This window comes from Microbispora sp. CA-135349, assembly GCF_050947365.1.
In the GTDB taxonomy this organism is placed as follows: domain Bacteria; phylum Actinomycetota; class Actinomycetes; order Streptosporangiales; family Streptosporangiaceae; genus Microbispora.
Genome location: NZ_CP192001.1, coordinates 5,546,817 through 5,563,477 on the forward strand (window position 1 = coordinate 5,546,817; position 16,661 = coordinate 5,563,477).

The 16,661-nt window shown below is 70.7% G+C and carries 17 protein-coding genes and 1 tRNA gene; 6 read left to right on the forward strand and 12 right to left on the reverse strand.

Annotation, left to right across the window (positions count from 1 at the left end):
• Positions 1-223 precede the first annotated feature (223 nt).
• Both ACQPZZ_RS25510 and ACQPZZ_RS25515 read left to right on the forward strand, forming a co-directional pair.
• Positions 224-865 carry a hypothetical protein gene (locus tag ACQPZZ_RS25510; protein ID WP_432922917.1) on the forward strand — a complete coding sequence of 214 codons (642 nt, stop codon included), beginning with the start codon at positions 224-226 and terminating at the stop codon, positions 863-865.
• A 245-nt stretch (positions 866-1,110) separates the two neighbouring features.
• Positions 1,111-1,497 (forward strand): hypothetical protein, encoded by a 387-nt coding sequence (locus tag ACQPZZ_RS25515; protein ID WP_432922920.1) that lies wholly within the window; start codon positions 1,111-1,113, stop codon positions 1,495-1,497.
• Positions 1,498-1,621: 124 nt separating this feature from the next.
• Here the strand turns inward: ACQPZZ_RS25515 and ACQPZZ_RS25520 are convergent, their stop codons facing one another.
• Entirely contained in the window at positions 1,622-1,972 is a 351-nt protein-coding gene (locus ACQPZZ_RS25520) for a hypothetical protein (RefSeq protein WP_432922923.1), read from the reverse strand.
• Between the two features lie 140 nt (positions 1,973-2,112).
• Between ACQPZZ_RS25520 and ACQPZZ_RS25525 the strand changes: the two genes are divergently transcribed.
• Complete coding sequence (locus tag ACQPZZ_RS25525) at positions 2,113-2,571, forward strand: hypothetical protein (RefSeq protein ID WP_432922926.1); 459 nt, start codon at positions 2,113-2,115, stop codon at positions 2,569-2,571.
• 194 nt (positions 2,572-2,765) lie between these two features.
• Here ACQPZZ_RS25525 and ACQPZZ_RS25530 read toward each other — a convergent pair whose 3' ends face one another.
• The 7 genes from ACQPZZ_RS25530 to ACQPZZ_RS25560 form a co-directional block, all read right to left on the reverse strand.
• Positions 2,766-5,237 (reverse strand): SpoIIE family protein phosphatase, encoded by a 2,472-nt coding sequence (locus tag ACQPZZ_RS25530; RefSeq protein WP_432922929.1) that lies wholly within the window; start codon positions 5,235-5,237, stop codon positions 2,766-2,768.
• 274 nt (positions 5,238-5,511) lie between these two features.
• The gene (locus tag ACQPZZ_RS25535) at positions 5,512-6,267 is read right to left on the reverse strand and encodes an FkbM family methyltransferase (RefSeq protein ID WP_363640153.1); all 756 of its coding nucleotides are present in this window, start codon (positions 6,265-6,267) and stop codon (positions 5,512-5,514) included.
• 298 nt (positions 6,268-6,565) lie between these two features.
• Entirely contained in the window at positions 6,566-6,721 is a 156-nt protein-coding gene (locus tag ACQPZZ_RS25540; RefSeq protein ID WP_432922933.1) for an MbtH family NRPS accessory protein, read from the reverse strand.
• A gap of 616 nt (positions 6,722-7,337) precedes the next feature.
• The gene (locus ACQPZZ_RS25545; RefSeq protein WP_432922936.1) at positions 7,338-7,571 is read right to left on the reverse strand and encodes a type II toxin-antitoxin system HicA family toxin; all 234 of its coding nucleotides are present in this window, start codon (positions 7,569-7,571) and stop codon (positions 7,338-7,340) included.
• On the reverse strand, positions 7,568-7,789 hold the full coding sequence (locus ACQPZZ_RS25550; protein ID WP_432922939.1) for a type II toxin-antitoxin system HicB family antitoxin: 222 nt from the start codon (positions 7,787-7,789) through the stop codon (positions 7,568-7,570). The genes ACQPZZ_RS25545 and ACQPZZ_RS25550 overlap by 4 nt, the downstream gene beginning before the upstream one ends.
• A 691-nt stretch (positions 7,790-8,480) precedes the next feature.
• On the reverse strand, positions 8,481-9,341 hold the full coding sequence (locus ACQPZZ_RS25555; protein WP_432922942.1) for a class I SAM-dependent methyltransferase: 861 nt from the start codon (positions 9,339-9,341) through the stop codon (positions 8,481-8,483).
• A 136-nt stretch (positions 9,342-9,477) separates the two neighbouring features.
• Positions 9,478-9,549: transfer RNA gene (locus ACQPZZ_RS25560), tRNA-Val, on the reverse strand.
• A 465-nt stretch (positions 9,550-10,014) separates the two neighbouring features.
• Here ACQPZZ_RS25560 and ACQPZZ_RS25565 point away from each other — a divergent pair.
• Entirely contained in the window at positions 10,015-10,431 is a 417-nt protein-coding gene (locus tag ACQPZZ_RS25565) for an SsgA family sporulation/cell division regulator (protein ID WP_036329836.1), read from the forward strand.
• A 3-nt stretch (positions 10,432-10,434) separates the two neighbouring features.
• On the opposite strand, the gene ACQPZZ_RS25570 is transcribed toward ACQPZZ_RS25565, so the two are convergent.
• Complete coding sequence (locus ACQPZZ_RS25570; protein ID WP_432922945.1) at positions 10,435-11,028, reverse strand: DUF305 domain-containing protein; 594 nt, start codon at positions 11,026-11,028, stop codon at positions 10,435-10,437.
• 83 nt (positions 11,029-11,111) lie between these two features.
• On the opposite strand from ACQPZZ_RS25570, the gene ACQPZZ_RS25575 reads away from it, so the two are divergent.
• Positions 11,112-12,500, forward strand: a complete 1,389-nt coding sequence (locus tag ACQPZZ_RS25575) for an LVIVD repeat-containing protein (RefSeq protein ID WP_432922948.1) — start codon at positions 11,112-11,114, stop codon at positions 12,498-12,500.
• Positions 12,501-12,503: 3 nt separating this feature from the next.
• Here ACQPZZ_RS25575 and ACQPZZ_RS25580 read toward each other — a convergent pair whose 3' ends face one another.
• From ACQPZZ_RS25580 to ACQPZZ_RS25590, 3 genes are read right to left on the reverse strand one after another with little or no spacing between them, the layout of a single operon-like run.
• Positions 12,504-13,334, reverse strand: a complete 831-nt coding sequence (locus ACQPZZ_RS25580; protein WP_432922951.1) for an aminotransferase class IV — start codon at positions 13,332-13,334, stop codon at positions 12,504-12,506.
• A 15-nt stretch (positions 13,335-13,349) separates the two neighbouring features.
• Entirely contained in the window at positions 13,350-14,363 is a 1,014-nt protein-coding gene (locus ACQPZZ_RS25585; protein WP_432922954.1) for a chorismate-binding protein, read from the reverse strand.
• A 49-nt stretch (positions 14,364-14,412) separates the two neighbouring features.
• On the reverse strand, positions 14,413-15,300 hold the full coding sequence (locus ACQPZZ_RS25590; protein WP_432922957.1) for a LysR family transcriptional regulator: 888 nt from the start codon (positions 15,298-15,300) through the stop codon (positions 14,413-14,415).
• Between the two features lie 138 nt (positions 15,301-15,438).
• Between ACQPZZ_RS25590 and ACQPZZ_RS25595 the strand changes: the two genes are divergently transcribed.
• A complete protein-coding gene (locus ACQPZZ_RS25595) occupies positions 15,439-16,659 on the forward strand; it encodes an NAD(P)-binding domain-containing protein (protein ID WP_432922960.1) in 1,221 nt (406 codons plus the stop codon).
• The last annotated feature ends 2 nt before the right edge of the window (positions 16,660-16,661 follow it).

The following is a 16,661-nucleotide window of genomic DNA, read 5'->3' on the forward strand; positions in this document are numbered from 1 at the left end:
CCGCCGGATGAGCTCGCGAACGAACTCGCGGTCATGGGACCGGCGAGAGCCTCGCCTGATACCGATCCCGCCGTCCGAGCCGGACTCGATGTCGCGCTCCGTCACACAAGTGGCACACGTATCGCCCAAAGAGAGCATTCGCGTGCGAGCACCGGTCCGATCTTCTAGGGTCCACTGGATCTTCAGGGTTCGCCGAGCCGGCGGAAAGCGGTGGAGGGGCACGATGAGCGCGGACGACCGCATCGAACGGGCCGGGCTGTTATACGAACGAGCAGTCTTCGGGGGTGATACGGGCGCTGTGACGGCGGCCGAGCGGGAGCTGGACGCGGTGGAGGCGGACCTCGCCCTCGCCCGGGGCCGCATCGTGCACGCGCGGTTCCTGGACAGCAGGCAGGAGGACCCTCACGAGTTGCGCCTGTTCGAGCGCGCGGCCGAGCTCTACCGCGATCTCGCGGACGTACGCGGCGAGGCGGAGGCGCTGTTCTGGATCGGGTGTTTCCACCAGGTCGTACGCGATGACGACGCTGCCGCGGTTCCCGTGCTCGAACAGTCCCACCGGCGAGCGGTGCACGCCGGCGACGCCCTGACCGCGTCCTACGCCCTCCGGCACCTGGGCATCGCCGATCACAGGGCGGGCCGCCTGGACTCGGCGCGGGAACGGCTGGAGGAGTCGACCAGGCTCCGTCGTGCGGCCGGGTTCCTTCCCGGCGTCGCCGCCAATCTGGTCGGACTGGCCTATGTCACCGCCGGAGAAGGCCGCCGCGACGAGGCGCTGCGGCTTCTCGACGAGGCCGGCTCGATCGCCGAGGCCGCGGGCGCTGACGGCATACTGCGACACGTCCGGGAGGCGCAGGCCCGGCTGTGAACGGTCGTCTTCCACGATTCAGAGCCCGGAAGGAAAGCGGCGATACGCGGCCCACGCGGGTCGGGGCACGCTCGGGCCTTGGCGGCCCTCCCGCTCCCGATCCCCGTCGTCCGGAGGCGACGGTCCCCTCGGGAGACGTTGACGGCCTTCGGGATGCCGCTGGTCGGCGCGATCGCCACGCCCGTCCTGGGTCGCCTTGGCACAGGCCCGCGCGCCGCCAGGTCATCCTGGCCACGCTTGCGGCCGTGGTGGCGGGCAGTCCGCTGACGGTGGTGCCGCTGCCGTTCGGCTGGCTGCTGGCCGGGCGGGTCGCCCAGGGGCTGGGGCTGACCCCCGGCCTGCCCGCCGGTCGCTCGTCGGCAGTCGACACGCCGAACGCGGTGCTTCTGTGCACTGGTCTCCCGGCCCTGCTCCTGGCGATCAGCCAGACCTCGTTGTGGATCCCTCGTCCGGAGCGCGCCGTGGCGCTCGTGGCCGCCGCGGCCGTGCTGCTCGGCGCATGGGCGCGCCGTGAACGCCGCGCCGCCGCCCCACTGGTGGATCTCGCTCTGCTGCGCAATCCGCGGTGGCGAGGGCTGACGTGGTCATGCTGCTCGGCGGCATCGGCATGCATCTGCTGCCGACCCTGGTGACCCGCTACGTGCAGACGCCCGCGCCGGCCGGTTACGGGTTCGGCGTCGGCGTCTTCGCCGCGAGCCTGGTGCTGGTGCCGTTCTCGGTTAGCTTGACGGCCATGGCCGGCCCGGCCGTCCTGCGTCAGCTCCGCAGGAAGCGGCCCACCCGTGGCGCTGTCAGGAGCACGAAGAGAATGAACCCGACCAGCACGTCCACATCGGCCGCTGTCGCCAAGCTACTGTGGCTGACCACGTAGGCCGCATACACGTTGGCGAACAAGTCTGTGAGGAGCGTCGCGCACGTGAGATACAGGCCTCGTCGACTCCCCCGCAGCAGCAGCGCTCCAGAGAGGGCGTCGAGGACGAGGAGGCCGTTCCAGTAGGCGTTGAGCCATAGAGGGGCCCACGGCCGGGAGATGAAGCCATCAGCGGCAAGAGCGACGGCGTGCACCACGGCTCCGTAGAACATGCCAATTCCGTAGGCCACAAGCATGCCGCGCACCCAGAGAGGCAACTCCCCGGGAAGAAGACCGACACGCCGTGGTCTCCACGCCAATGCGGTTTCTCTCCTTCGTGAGGTTGCCCACACCCGCGAACCATCCGGTCGCAACGGCCGCGGGCTCCCCCGCGAGCGTGCCTACGAGCGCCTCCACGGCCAGCCCGCCCGCCGGCGACCGCTTCATCGCGCGCCAGCGTTCGGCGGAAGGCGGACCGCTGCAGCAGCACCCGGTCGGCCGCACCGGCCTCACCGACCGGCTCGGCGCGGCTCGACACGGGGCGCGGGGTCCACGACATGACGAGCCAGGGCTCCTCCTGATCGAGTTCCCACCCGGGCACAGGCAGACCGTCGGACCTGTCGGTGCCGGGCGTAAGCAGTTCCCCGGCATCGGCCGCGAGCGCTCCGAGATCGGCGCCGGGCGCGGCGGTCACGCGCAGCACGGGGCCGTCGAGGAAACCGACTGCCACCGGTGCCACATCATCAGTCCAAAGGAGAACGGCCGCGTCGTCGAACCGCAGATGCCACCCCACGTCTCCGGGATGCAGGCCGCCGCCCGGGGCATCGGCCGGCGTCCACTCGGCCGGCGCGCGTAGCGCCGGGCCGGTTTCTGCAGAGGTCAGGCGGTGCCGCACGAGTGGGATCATGGACGGCACGTCAGCCGGCGCGCCAACGTGTCTCAAGGCTTCAATCAGGCCGTCGAACTGACCGAACAGGCCGTCTCCGTTCCTCCGGTTCGTGCTACGACCAGCACTCCAGTGACACACAGACGACCCGATGCCGCCTCACGTTAGGTCTCCAGCACGGTGTCCCAGATCGCCGCATCAAGGATGGTCGGTTCCCGGCCGGGGAGGAGGGGCTGCTCGGCCCAGATGGTCTTGCCGTCGGCGTGGTACCGGGTGCCCCAGCGGGAGGTGAGCTGGGCGACCAGGAACAGGCCGCGGCCGCCTTCGTCGGTGAGGCGGGCCCGGCGCAGGTGCGGAGAGCTGAGGCTGCTGTCGGACACCTCGCAGATGAGGACGTCGGTGTGGATCAGGCGCAGCTCGATGGGGCCGTGTGCGTGGCGGATGGCGTTGGTTACCAACTCGCTGACGATAAGCCCGGTGGTGAAGGCGAGCGGCTCCAGGTCCCAGTCGGCCAGCTGCCCGATGGCCAGGGCGCGAGCATCGGCGACTAGGGCGGGGTCGGCCGGCAGCAGCCAGGAGGCGACCCGGTCCGCGCCCAGGACGCGGGTGCGGGCCAGCAGCAGGGCGACGTCCTCGGCGCGGCGCTCGGGCAGCAAGGCGGCCACCACGGCCTCGCAGAGCTGGTCCAGCGACCGGCCGGGAACGGACAGGGCGCGGGCCAGCCGGTCGAGTCCGGCCTTGGCGTCTCGCCCCTGAGCCTCGATGAGGCCGCCGGTGTGGAGCACCAGCAGGGTGCCCTCGGCGAGCTGGAGCTCGGTGGTTTCGAAGGGCAGCCCGCCCAGGCCCAGGGGCGGGCCCGGCGGCAGGTCGAGGAACTCCGCCGCGCCATCGGGGTGAACCACGACGGGGGGCGGGTGCCCGGCCCGGGCCAGGGTGCAGGTGCGGGCGATGGGATCGTAGACGGAGTACAGGCAGGTGGCCCCCTTGATGTCGGAGTCCTCTTGGGCGAAGCGGATGACGAGGGCGTCGAGCTGAGTGAGGACCTCCTCGGGGGCGAGGTCGAGCTCGGCCAGTGTGTGGACGGCGGCGCGCAGCCGGCCCATGGTGGCGGCGGCGTGCAGGCCGTGGCCGGTGACCCCTCCGACGACCAGGGCGACGCGGGCGCCGGATATGGGCAGCACGTCGAACCAGTCACCGCCGGCGTGAGCGTGGGCGGCGGTGGGCAGGTAGAGGCTGGCGCTCTCGACGGCGGGATACCGGGGCAGCTCGCGTGGCAGCAGGCTCCGCTGCAGGGCCAGGGCGGTGGTGTGCTCGCGGGTGTAGCGGCGCGCGTTGTCGACGCACACCGCGGCGCGGGAGGCGAGCTCCTCGGCCAGGGCGAGGTCCCCCTCGTCGAAGGGCTCGGGATTCCTGTAGCGGACGAAGCCGGCCAGGCCCAGGGTGACCCCGCGGGCCCGCAGCGGCACCATCATGAGCGAGTGCATCCCGAACTCACGGATCTTCCCGGCCCTTCGCGCGTCGGGGGCGAACCACTCGCCGGCGTTCAGGGCCGGCACCAGGACCGGCTGCCCCATGGCCAGGCACCGGGCCTCGGGGGTGTCCGGATAGTAGGCCACCGTCTCGCCCACCCGGTACAAGGCCTCCGGGGCGTGCTCCTGCAGCGTGCGGATTCCCGCCCGGCGGGCCGGGACCTGCCCCCCTGCCGGGCCGGGGGGCGGTTCTTCGCCCTGAAGGGTCGTCTCCAGCAGGTCGACGCTGACGATGTCGGCGAGTGCGGGAACGGCCGCGTCGGCCAACTCCTGGGCGGTATGCGACACGTCCAGCGTCGTGCCGATGCGGGTGCCGGCCTCGTTCAGCAGAGCCAGCCGCTGCTGAGCCCGGTAGCCGTCGGTGACGTCGACGGACGCCTGGCACATCCCCAGGATGCGGCCGGCCGCGTCGGTCAGCCGGAAGCAAGAGTCGGACCACACGCGCTCGTGGTCCGGGTCGCGCGGAGTGCGGCCGTGCACATGAAAGCCGAGCACCGGCTCGCCGGTGTCCCGCACCCGGCGCAGGACCGCCTCGAGCCCCACGACGTCTACGTCTGGCACGACATCGCTGATGTGCCGGCCGAGCAGCTGCTCGGCCGGCACGGCGATATCGCGCTCCGCCTCGGCGTTCACACACAGGTAGCGCAACTCGGGATCCATGACGACCACGCTGATCGGGGATTGGGTGAACAGCGCCTCCAGGATCGCCCGGTCCATCGCCTCCCTGCGAGCCTGATGCGCGTCGGCGGCGACGACCATCCAGGCCCGCCCGCCCTTCGAGCACATCACCGGGCGCACCTGCAGCGCCACCCGCACCACGTGCCCGTCGCGGCGCCGCATGCCCAGCACGCCGTCCCAGCTCTCCTCAGCCGGGTGCCGCTCAAGGGCGGCCACCGCCGCCTGCCGGTCCTCTTGGCCGGCCAGCAGGTCCGCCGCCGGCCGTCCGCAGACCTCATGCGCCGGGTAGCCGAGAAGGGCCTGCGCCTGCGGGCTCCACAGGAAGACGCTGCCCTGGACATCCACCACCGCGATGGCCGGGTCCGCTCCCGGGAACCGGCGCCCCGATCCGCTGCCGGGGCCATCTCCGACGATCTTGGGCGCGCCCATCGGCACCAACCCCGCCCTGACCCCTTACCGCTACCTCTTCCCCATGCTACTGGGTGCGACGGCACGCTCCTCCGGAGTGCAGCCCTTGAGGCGATCCCCCGCTTCCCCCCGCACCCCCTCCACGGTCCATCCCCCGCCCGCACCCCGAGCTGCTCGGCTTCGACCGGCCCGAGCACGCTTGTTCAGAGAAGGCCGCGTTGGGCGGCCCAGCGCACGGCGGAGATGGGGGCGGGCACGCCGAGCCGGTCCGGGGGGCAGCCGCGACGCACCGGGGTCAGGCGCCGCGCCGCGCCAGCAGCAGGTAGGTCAAGATCTCCGGGTAGACCATCGGGGACGGCTGGATCTCGCAGCGGAAGCCGCGCGCCTCCAGCAGCTCCCTGATCTCGGCCATCCGGCCATGCAGGTCCTGGACCTCCATCACCACATTGTCGATGCGATCCCACTGGTCGTCGGCGATGCCGCGCAGCACCTCCAGCTCGGCGCCCTCCACGTCGATCTTCATCAGGTCGATGTGCGCCAGGCCGGACAGGTAGCCCTCAAGGCGGCGGACAGGCACGGTGAGGTACTCGGGCTCGTACTGCGCGGTCACATCCCAGTCGGGATGCCGCTGCCGGACCACGTTGACCTGCAACTCCTTGTCCTCCGGATAGCGCGTGGAGTTCCCTGGCATGTTCGGGTAGTGCACGAAGGACGTGTCCTCGACACGCTCACCGATGGCCTCCCGGACAACGCGGACCCCCGTCAGCCCGTGCAGCTCGATGTTGCGGCACAGGTAGTCGGCGGTTCGCGGCACCGGCTCGAAGGCAAGGATCGAGGCGCCCGGCCACTGCCGCTTGGCGAAGACCGTGAACAGGCCGATGTTCGCGCCGACGTCGACGATCGTGGGTCTCTCTGAGAGGGAAAACTGGTCGTAACATTCGTGCTTGAAGATTTCCTGGTACTGGAAGTTCGCCTCGTGCTCGACCGGGGCGTACAACTGCAGCTCTTCGTCGCCCAGCACGAGCAGGTCGTTGGCCCTCACGATGTCCACTGGTCTCTCCCGGAGTGATCGGGTGGGTGATTCCGCCGGCCGGAGCTCTCAGAAGAGCCGGCTGGAGGGGGCGTACTCCGCGGACGCGGCGAATGTCTCGCCGCTCAGGTGGCGCCTGGGATCCGACCGTCGCCCGGTCGCGGTCGCCGAGGCGGCGCAGGCATGACTCGTAGCCGGAATCGGGGGCGGCGGTGCCGGTGGCCCGGCAGCGGGTCGCGCAGCAAGTCCATCGGCGGCATGAGGCCGAGGGTCGTGATGACCGTCCACAGGTTCGCGGTCAGGGCGCCGTCGGCGACCGTCACACCCTTGGGATTGTTCGCCGAGCCGAAGGCGTGCTGGAGGAACGCCATCCGTCCGGTACGGAACCGAACGTCTGGGGCCGGAGCGGCTGCTGTCTCTCGTCATGGATCAGGACGAGAAACGTGCCATCCTCGTCGCCAAACGGGGTGATCATGGTCGCTCCCACTTCCCTGAGTCGATCGAGTGACGCCCCGCTACTGTTTCGCGGGGCATTGGCGGGCTCGATACTCCACCGAGCCGACGGCCCGGATCTGCGCGAAGCGTTGACACAACGATGGTCAACTCAGTTGAATTTGGTGTCAAGAGTGCATCCATCGACACCCTCTGATCTCAACTCCGAACAGCCCTGGCATTTGGTTGGCCGGAGACACACCCGGGTCTCGCCGGTGCGGGCACATGAGCCTTGATCACGTGGTGCGGCCGGCGGTCAACTCCAAGGGCAAGGAGGAGCGTCCGTCCAAGTCGCTCACTTTGATCGGCACCGCGGCCATCATCGGGCCACCCTAAAGATCAGAAGAGGCCACCCGCGTGGTGGCGGATGGCCTCTGAGCTGGGTGGGCGATACTGGGATCGAACCAGTGACCTCTTCGGTGTGAAGCAGAGCGGCCGCATCGCCGACGTGCCATAAAAGCGGCCTTGACCTGAGCCAACCATCCACGGACGTCCGTACGGATCTACGGGCGTCCGTGGTCGTTGTCACTCAGGTCGTCACCCAATGGCCCGTCGTGCACCGGTGACAGAGGCTCCGACGGTGCGGCGCGGCCGCGTGATCACAGCAGATCGCGTAGACGCTCGGAGGTAAGGCCTGCCTGCCGCACGATGGAGGCGAGCGTGCCGACGGCCAGAGTGTCGTGCAATGGCACGATCACTGTACGAGTCTCGTCTTCTGCGACTTGGCGCAGCTTGCAATGGCCGCCCCTGGTGGCCACGACCTCAAAGCCACACTTCTCCAGCACGCGCACGACCTCAGTGCCGGAGCAGACCGGAAACTGGCGCGGGCTCATGCCGAGCGGCGGATCTCGATCGGCGCCACGATCGGCTGCTGCCGGATCTGGGGAAGAGGCTCGTCCTCGAAGTAGAGCTCCAGAGCGTCGCGGAGGCTGGCCAGGGCCTCGTCAACCGTCCGGCCCTGACTGGTCACCTCAACCTGGACGCAGCGTGCGACGTACCAACCCTCTTCGTCGGGGGTGACGGTCGCGGTCAAGGAGACGGTCTGGCTCATGCCGTTAGCGTACGCCAGCGCGCTTTGCCGGACCCGCTGGTAGGAGCAAGCCGCCCTTCGTGATCTCCCACGTTCTTAACCGACACGAAAGACACCCACCGCCGTTGCCTGGGGCATCCCGAATGTCCGCCGCATCAGTCAGATCCCGTCACGGACAGACTGTCTGCGTGGGCAAGGATGATTGTGTACCCGCGGACGTCGAGGGGCTCCTCCTCGATCCACTCCCGATCCGCGCCTCCCGGCACGAGTTGGCATGCCGCGTGGGCACCCGGGCAGGTGGGACTGAGACCGCGACGGCTACCTGGACCGGGTGGTCGCCTGCTTCGCCCGTGTCGCCGAACTGGTCGTCGCCCACTGGGATCGACGCAACTCTTCATCGGCCTGCACCAGGCGCGCAATCACCGCGAGCTGTTACTCTCCGGCCGAGGCCAGCAGGATCACCGCCCGCCGGTACCGCACCGAGCCGGTGCTGCCGCTGCGGCTTCCGCCCTTCCTGATCGATCAGTCTTCGCACCCTGACCGGTTCCGCCCGGGAGCCGGCCTTCGACTGTCCGTCCCCGCGGTCCGCTAAGTTGTGATCGGAAACGATCAACGGGTTCGCGTGTAGTCTGTCGCGCCGATTGGATGGGCCGTACACGTTCGTTCGGCGCGAGGCGCGGTCGCCATAAGTGGGGGCCGGCCTTCATCGTGCTCAGTGCGCCGCGCGCACCGCCGAGACCAGTCCGCCGGCACCCTCGTCAAGCTGCGACGGAGTGAGCATCGGACGCCCGTAGACCTCGGCGCGCTCACGCAGGGTGAAGGTCTCCGCCTCCCAGCCGAGGCCGTCCAGCCAGCCGACCGGATCTTCCGGCATCTCCCAGACCCACATCGATGCTGCCGATCCCGGAGTGGCGTCCCCGCGGAAGCGTTCGAGCACACCGCGCGAGCCCAGTGTCAGGCCCATCCTGCTGCCTGCGGCGGACAGCGCGCCGACCCGTTCGAGCAGCGACTGCACCGCGTCCTCGGGCAGATAGATGAGCAGTCCCTCGGCGATCCACACCGTCGGCTGCGCCGGATCGTGTCCGGCCGCGGCCAAGGCGCCGGGCCAGTCCTCACGCAGGTCGACCGGGACGGTGATCCGCTCGCAGCGCGGAACGGCCCGCTCCTGACGCAGCACCGACGCCTTGAAGCCCAGCGGTTCGACCGTGTCGACCTCGAACAGCCGGGTCCCCGCAGGCCAGTCCATCCGGAAGGCCCTGCTGTCCATCCCGGCTCCGAGCAGCACGACCTGCCGGACGCCGGACGCGACCGCCCGCTCCAGCAGGTCGTCGAGGAACTTCGTCCGGATGACGATCGAGAGAGCCACACCGAGCCAGCGGCGCCGCGCCGCCTCGTCCGCGCGCGGGGGCGGCGGCGCCCCAGGGTCTCTCCCGCCGGCCGTGGCGAAGGCCTGCGCCAGCGGGTCCCGGAACAGCGGCTGCTCGCGTGCCGTCTCCATCGCCCTCACCCGGGCGGCGCCCAAGGCTGTGGCCCACACCCCGGACGGCTCGACCCGTCCCGCCGTATCAGTCACGCGTCCAGCCTAGCTAGCACAAAGACCCGAGCGTAGATCAGCGATGCGCCGACAGAACGCTCACCCGGCGAATCAGCGGACACGGGAAAGATCAGAAGAGGCCACCCGCGTGGTGGCGGATGGCCTCTGAGCTGTGTGGGCGATACTGGGATCGAACCAGTGACCTCTTCGGTGTGAACGAAGCGCTCTCCCGCTGAGCTAATCGCCCGGGATCGTCTGCGCCTCGCGGCGCCGACGGGGAAAACCATACCGCACTCGAGGGGGTGATGGCGAAAGCACGGCCCGGTCGGCTCGAGCGTCCCGTCTTCGTCAACACCTTCGAAAGGTTCGCCAGACGATCCCCGGCATGGGGGTGTGGTGTCATAGCATCGTGATGCTCCATGCTCGACCCATACGCACGACCTGAGATCATTCGCCCGCAATGGCATCGCCGGCGCGGCCCCGCCGACACGCAAAGCAGAGGTAAGGACAAGCCTGTTGGTGATGTTTGAGCTGGTAGATGACCGAATGTCAAGCTGTGATGTGCGTTACAGAAGGGCCTGGAGGCGGAATCTTTCCTACGGGTCTCTTCGTTCGTCTCGTAGCACGAGCGCCCGGCGAGGCCCGACCGCACAGTGAAGACGCAGTGAAAGCCCCTGACAGGGGACCCGACGACGAAAAGGTTTGGCTGACGATGAACAGCACCACCGTCTCTGCCGAGCTAGGCCTTCGGCTTGTGGTCCCCGACCGTACGACCGTCCCCCTGCTCGCCGGCCTGAGCTACACGGCTGAGGATCCGTACGCCATCCGGATGGCCTTCCACGTGGGGAATGACGAGCCGGTCGAGTGGATCTTCGCCCGCGAGCTGCTGACCGTGGGCATCGTGCGGCGCGTGGGAGACGGGGACGTCCAGGTGTGGCCGGCCCGTTCGGACGGCGAGCGCACGCTCAACATCAGTCTCACCTCGCCCTTCGGCCAGGCCCTGTTCGAGGTGCCCCTGGCCCCGCTCACCGAGTTCCTGCACCGGACCTACGAGCTCGTCCCCGCCGGCCGTGAGACCGACTTCATGGACCTGGACGAGGAGCTCACCAACATGCTCTGGAGCTCCTAGGAACTAGCCCGGCCTTCGCTGGATCCCTCTCATCCGCGCGATCTCGATCTGCTGACCGGAAACGACGTCCTGGGCCATCGTCCGCATGGCCCGGTCACGTCCCCGGCGCAGTTCCTGCGCCGCCATGCTCACCGCACCCTCGTGGTGCCGGATCATCAGCGTGAGGAACAGTCTGTCGAAGGCACGCCCCCGCGCGGTGCGCAGGCGGTTGAGCTCCTCCTCGCTCGCCATGCCGTAGCCGCTCGCGCCGTGCTGGTGCGCGGGCGGCGGCGTGCGGCCCAGCCTCCGCAGCCACGACTCCATGACCGCGATCTCCGGGCGCTGCCCGTCCAGCACGCGCTCCGCCACCGCCGTCACCAGCGGATCCCCGGTACGCGCCGCGACCAGCCCGGCCATCTCCAGCGCCTGCCGATGATGCGGGATCATCGCCTCGGCGAACCGGACGTCCGCCGCCACCGGCCCTGTCCGCACCGTCGTACGACCCGGCGGGGAACCGCCCTGCCCGGGGGCGCCGGGGACGATCACCGGGGCGTCGGCGTGCGCCGGTGCGGCGGCTTCGGGTGAGCAGGCGGCCAGCGCAGGCGCAACTGCCAGCACAACCGTTACCAATCCGGTCCGCACCGGCCGCGGCCTCGACATAACTTCCATAGTGGGCGATGATCCGCGGGCATGGGGGCGATGTGAGCAGTAGGTTGAAGGCCACGCTGGTGGCGGCCGTTGTCCTCCTGGCCCCGGCGTGCGCCTCCGATGAGCCCGCGCCGTCCCCGGCCGCCGCCCCGGCCTCCGCCCCGACCGGAATCCCGGCCCAGGACGAGATCAGGCACAGCCCCAACATGAAGGTGGTCGCCAACGTCCCCCTGGCGGCGCCGTTCGACGGCCCGGACGACTGGGGCACCGACATGGCCTTCCAGGGCCGCTACGCGTTCGTGGGCAACTACCAGGGCTTCACGGTGCACGACATCGGCGATCCGGAGCACCCGCACGTCGTCGCCCGGGTCGAGTGCCCGGGCGGGCAGAACGACATCTCGGTCTCCGGCGACCTGCTGTTCCTGTCCGTGGACGAGCCCCGTACGGACGACACCTGCGCGAGCGACGCCGGAGACCCGGCCGCCGCCGGCGTGTGGGAGGGCATCCGTGTCTTCGACATCTCCGACAAGGCCCACCCGCGCTACCTGAAGTCCGTACGCACGGAGTGCGGCTCCCACACCCACGCGATCGTCCCGGGCGGGGACGCCGGCACGCTCTACCTGTACGTCTCGGCCTCCGGCCCGGAGCCGGGCGCGCCGAACTGCCCGCCCCCGCACCAGAACATCTCGATCGTGGAGGTGCCCGTCGGCGACCCGGGGAAGGCGCGGGTCGTGGCCAAGCCGGAGCTGTTCGCGGACAGACCGGCCGGCGAGGACGCCACGGGCGGCTGCCACGACATCACGGTGTACCCGGAGAAGGACCTGGCCGCGGGCGCCTGCTTCGGCGACGGCGTCCTGCTGGACATCTCCGACCCGGTGCGGCCCACGCTGCTGCGGACCGTACGCGACGAGGAGAACTTCTCCATCTGGCACTCGGCCACGTTCAACAACGACGGCACCAAGGTCGTCTTCAGCGACGAGATGGGCGGCGGCCTGGCCGCCACCTGCCTGCCCTCTGTCGGCGCGACCAAGGGCGCGGACGCGATCTACTCACTGACGCCGCAGCGCACACTCGTGCGGCAGGGCTACTTCAAGATCCCCCGGGTGCAGGACGCCAAGGAGAACTGCGTGGCACACAACGGCTCGCTGATGCCCGTACCGGGCCGCGACGTGATGGTGCAGGGGTGGTACATGGGCGGAGTCTCGGTCTGGGACTTCACCGACTCCGCCCATCCGCGGGAGATCGCCTACTTCGAGCGCGGGCCGCTGGCTCCCGAGCTCGACCTCGGCGGCTCGTGGTCGGCCTACTACTACAACGGCTACATCTACTCCAGCGACATCACCAAGGGCCTCGACGTGCTGCGGCTGGACGACCCCCGCACCGATCCGGCCAAGACCGTACGCATGGAGGAGCTCAACGCGCAGAGCCAGCGGTCCTACTGAGGATCACGGGTCGACGTCGGCCGCCGAACGCTCGGCGAAGACCTTCATGGCCTCCAGCGTCACCGGTCCGGGGGCCTGCGGCAGCGCCTTCCCGTCGACGGCCCTGATCGGCTGGATGTCGCGGGTGGTGGAGGTGAGGAACGCCTCCTCGGCCTCGTACAGCGCCGAGATCGGCACGTCGGTCTCCTCGCCGCCGCACCATTCGAGGGTGAGCGCGCGGGTGACGCCGGCCAGGCAGCCGGAGGAGAGCGTCGGGGTGACCAGACGCCCGCCCGTGACGATGAAGATGTTGCTGCCGGTGCCCTCACACAGGTTCCCGGCCAGGTTCTCGAAGATGGCCTCCGCGCCGCCGCGCTCCTTGGCGTACGCCAGGGCCTTGGCGTTGTCGCCGTAGGAGGTGCTCTTGACGCCGGCCAGGGCGCCGCGCTCGTTGCGGGGCCAGGGCACCACGACGACGTCGGCGGTGGCGGGGAACGGCGCCTGCTCGCCCACGATGACGATCGCGTTCGTGCCGGTCGACCCCCGGTCGGAGCCGAGCGGTCCCGGGCCGCTGGTGTAGGTGATCCTGATGCGCGCCAGCGGCCATCTGGGCGCGGCCGCCAGGCAGCGGCGGACGCCGTCGGCGATCGCGGCGAGGTCGGGCTCGGGCAGGTCCATCCGCTTGGCCGACAGCGCCAGCCGGTCGAGGTGGCGGGTCAGCGCGAACGACTCCCCGTTCACCGCCTTGACCGTCTCGAACACGCCGTCGCCGACCATCAGCCCGTGGTCGTACACCGAGACCACGGCCTTGTCGGGCTCGTACAGCTCCCCGTTCACCCAGATGGGTACAGACATCTCCTGCTCCGTTCGTTACCGATGTCGCGGCCCGTCCTCGGACGCGAGGCCGATGAGCCGGGCGGCCTTGAGCTCGGTCTCGCGCCATTCCCGCCGGGGGTCGGACCCCCAGGTGATGCCCGCTCCCGTACCGAACCGGATCATGTCGTGCTCGATCCAGAAGGTGCGGATGCCGACCGCCAGCGCCCCCTCGCGCCGGTCGGCGTCGACCCAGCCCACGGCCCCACAGTACGGCCCCCGGGGCTCTGGTTCGAGCTCGTTGATGATCCTGAGCGCCGACGATTTCGGCGCCCCGGTCACCGAGCCGGGCGGGAAGGTGGCGGCGAACAGCTCCGGCCAGCCGGCGCCGCCCGCGAGCCGCGCCCGCACCGTCGACACCAGGTGCACGAGCCCGGGGTGCTCCTCGACCGCGAACAGCGAGGGCACGGTCACCGAGCCTACCTGCGCCACGCGGCCGAGGTCGTTGCGAACCAGGTCGACGATCATCAGGTTCTCGGCGTAGTCCTTGTCGAGGAGGTCGTCCGCCGTCACGCCGGTGCCCTTGATCGGCCGGGACTCGACCGCCTCGCCGCTCCTGGACAGGTACAGCTCCGGCGAGGCCGACACGACCGTCAGCCCGGGCACGGCGACCACGGCCGCGTACGGCGCGGGATTGCCCTCGGCCAGCCGTGCGGCGAGGGCGAGGGGGTCCACATCGGGCGAGGGCAGCGGCGCGGACAGGACGCGGCACAGGTTGGCCTGATAGACCTCGCCCCGCTCGATGTGGTCCCTGATCCGCCGGACGCCCCGCTCATACCCCTCCCGGTCCAGCGACGTGGCCCAGGCGTCGCGGGCGGGGCCCCGCCACGGGCCGCGCGGCCGGGGCAGCGGAGCGGGCCGGACCTCGTCGAAACGCGCGCAGACGACCTTCCCCTCGTACGACACGACCACCGCCCACCAGCCGGATCCGTCGAGAGCGGCGAGGTCGGTGGTCACCTCCCGCAGGCCGGTGGCCAGGCATCCACCGATATGGGCGAAGGCGTCGTACACGTGTCCATTCTCCCGCCCCTGGGCCGATTCGTGCTCCCGATGCCGTGAATCAGGCGGCCCGGCGGGTCAGCAGGCCCAGCAGCGCGCGGGCGGCGGGGAGCGAGGCCGTGCGCGGCAGGGCGGCGTACACGGTGCGGCGCGGCGCGAACTCGCCGAGCGACCGCAGCGCCACGTCCTTCCGTACGGCGGGCGCGGCCATGGCGGGCACCAGCGTCACCCCGAGCCCGGCGGCCACGTAGCCGAGCTTGCCGGTCCACTCCCCGATCCGCAGGTCGACCCTGGGCGCGAAACCGGCCCGGGCGCAGGCGGCGCCGAGCATGGTCACCGTGCCGGGAGGGGCGCCCTCGATCCAGCTCTCGTCGCGCAGGTCACGCAGGTCCACCTTGTCGCAGGCGGCAAGCGGGTGGTCGGCGGGCAGGGCGACGAGCAGTTCGTCCTCCATGAGGCGGTTGACCTCCACCTCGGGACCCGCCCCCAGGCCGGAGGGGTAGTCGCTCACCACCGCGATGTCGATCTCCGCGCGGCCGAGCCCGTCCATCAGGGCGGTGCTGAGGCCCTCCACCATGCTGACCGCCACCTCCGGGCGGGACGCCCGCAGCTCGCGCAGGGCGGCGGGGACCAGCACGGCGTTGGCCGTGGCGAACGCGCCGACCCGAAGCCGCCCGCCGGTGCCCTGGTGGATGGCCGCGAGCTCCTCCCCCGCCCGGCCCAGCCGCTCCAGCACCTCCCGTGCGTAGCGGTGCAGCGTCCGGCCCGCCGGCGTCAGCCGTACGCCCCGGGGCAGCCGGGCGAAAAGGGGCCCGCCCGCCTGGGCCTCCAGGGACGCGATGCGCCGGGACACGGCTGACTGGGTGTAGTTGAGCTGCAGCGCGGCGGCCGTGAACGACCCCGTACGGGCCACGACGTCGAGCAGCACAAGCGCGTCGGTGTCGAACATGCTCCATCCGTGAGGGAGATCCGTGCGAAAAGGGAACCAAAGGCGACCATGGAAGAAGGCACCCATGAGCGATGGGAATGGGTGCCATGCAATCTAGTCGCTGGTGGAATGGCTTTTTCCTCCCATAATGTCCAGGACATGATTGCTTTTCTTGGTTTGGGGCGCATGGGTGTCCCAATGGCCGGACGCCTCGTCGCCGCCGGTCACAAGGTGGCCGTGTGGAACCGTACGCCACGGGACGTGCCGGGCGCGGAGGCGGCCCCCTCCCCCGCCGCGGCCGCCGCCGACGCGGACATCGTGATCACCATGCTCAGCGATCCCGGCGCGGTGTCCGAGGTGGTGCGGGCGGCGCTGCCGGGGCTGCGGCCGGGGTCGGTGCTGGTGGAGATGTCCACGATCGGTCCCGACGCGGTGGAACGGCTGCGTGGCCTGCTCCCCGAGGGCGTGAGCCTGGTCGACGCGCCCGTGCTCGGCAGCGTGGGTCCGGCCGCCGAGGGAACGCTGGTCGTGCTCGCGGGGGGCCGTAGAGAGGACCTCGACCGGGTGTCGGACGTGCTGCGGGTCTTCGGGACGGTCCACGAGGCCGGCGGGCCGGGAGCGGGCGCCGCGACCAAGCTCGCCGTGATGAGCGCGCTGGTGACCGCCCAGGTGGGGCTGGCGGAGACGCTGGCGTACGCGGACGCCCTCGGGGTCGGCCGCACCGCCCTCCTGGACGTCCTCGGGGCGACGCCGCTGGCCGGGCTGGCGCAGCGGCTGCGGCCCGTGGTCGAGTCGGGCCCGTTCGAGACGAGCTACGCCCTCGGCCTGGCCGTCAAGGACCTGCGGCTCGCCACGGAGGGGCCGGGGAGCCGCCAGACGGTGACCGCCGCCGCCCGTGACCTGCTCGCGGGGGCGGTCGCGGACGGGCTGGCGGGGCACGACCTGACCGCCGTCGTCCCGTTCGCGGCGTCCCGGACGGCGCAGACCCCCGGGCGGCAGGAGGTGCGGGCGGTCAACCCGGCCTCCGTCCCGGCGACCAACGGCTACTACTCCCACGCCGTACGCCTCGGCGACCTGCTGTTCGTGTCCGGGCAGGTGGCGCTGGACGAGGACGGGAAGGTCGTCGGCGAGGGCGACATGACCCGGCAGTCCGAGGTCGTGATGGAGAACCTGGGCCGGATCCTGGCCGACCAGGGCTCGTCGTTCGACCGGATCCTGCACATCAGGACGTTCCTGACCGACATGGACCGGCTGCCCGAGTACGCCGCGGTGCGCAGCCGGTTCATCACCGGCGAGCCGCCCGCCAGCACCACCGTGGAGGTCGGACGGCTGTTCCGGCCCGGGCTGGTGATCGAGATCGAGGTGGTCGCCGCCCTCTGAGG

Excerpts from the sequence above, each read along its gene's own strand:
- ACQPZZ_RS25595 (WP_432922960.1), top strand. The coding sequence starts at position 15,439 with ATGATTGCTTTTCTTGGTTTGGGGCGCATGGGTGTCCCAATGGCCGGA.
- ACQPZZ_RS25565 (WP_036329836.1), top strand. The coding sequence starts at position 10,015 with ATGAACAGCACCACCGTCTCTGCCGAGCTAGGCCTTCGGCTTGTGGTC.
- ACQPZZ_RS25540 (WP_432922933.1), bottom strand. The coding sequence starts at position 6,721 with ATGATCACCCCGTTTGGCGACGAGGATGGCACGTTTCTCGTCCTGATC.
- ACQPZZ_RS25590 (WP_432922957.1), bottom strand. The coding sequence starts at position 15,300 with ATGTTCGACACCGACGCGCTTGTGCTGCTCGACGTCGTGGCCCGTACG.
- ACQPZZ_RS25520 (WP_432922923.1), bottom strand. The coding sequence starts at position 1,972 with ATGCTTGTGGCCTACGGAATTGGCATGTTCTACGGAGCCGTGGTGCAC.
- ACQPZZ_RS25550 (WP_432922939.1), bottom strand. The coding sequence starts at position 7,789 with ATGAGCCAGACCGTCTCCTTGACCGCGACCGTCACCCCCGACGAAGAG.
- ACQPZZ_RS25510 (WP_432922917.1), top strand. The coding sequence starts at position 224 with ATGAGCGCGGACGACCGCATCGAACGGGCCGGGCTGTTATACGAACGA.
- ACQPZZ_RS25580 (WP_432922951.1), bottom strand. The coding sequence starts at position 13,334 with ATGTCTGTACCCATCTGGGTGAACGGGGAGCTGTACGAGCCCGACAAG.
- ACQPZZ_RS25530 (WP_432922929.1), bottom strand. The coding sequence starts at position 5,237 with ATGGGCGCGCCCAAGATCGTCGGAGATGGCCCCGGCAGCGGATCGGGG.
- ACQPZZ_RS25545 (WP_432922936.1), bottom strand. The coding sequence starts at position 7,571 with ATGAGCCCGCGCCAGTTTCCGGTCTGCTCCGGCACTGAGGTCGTGCGC.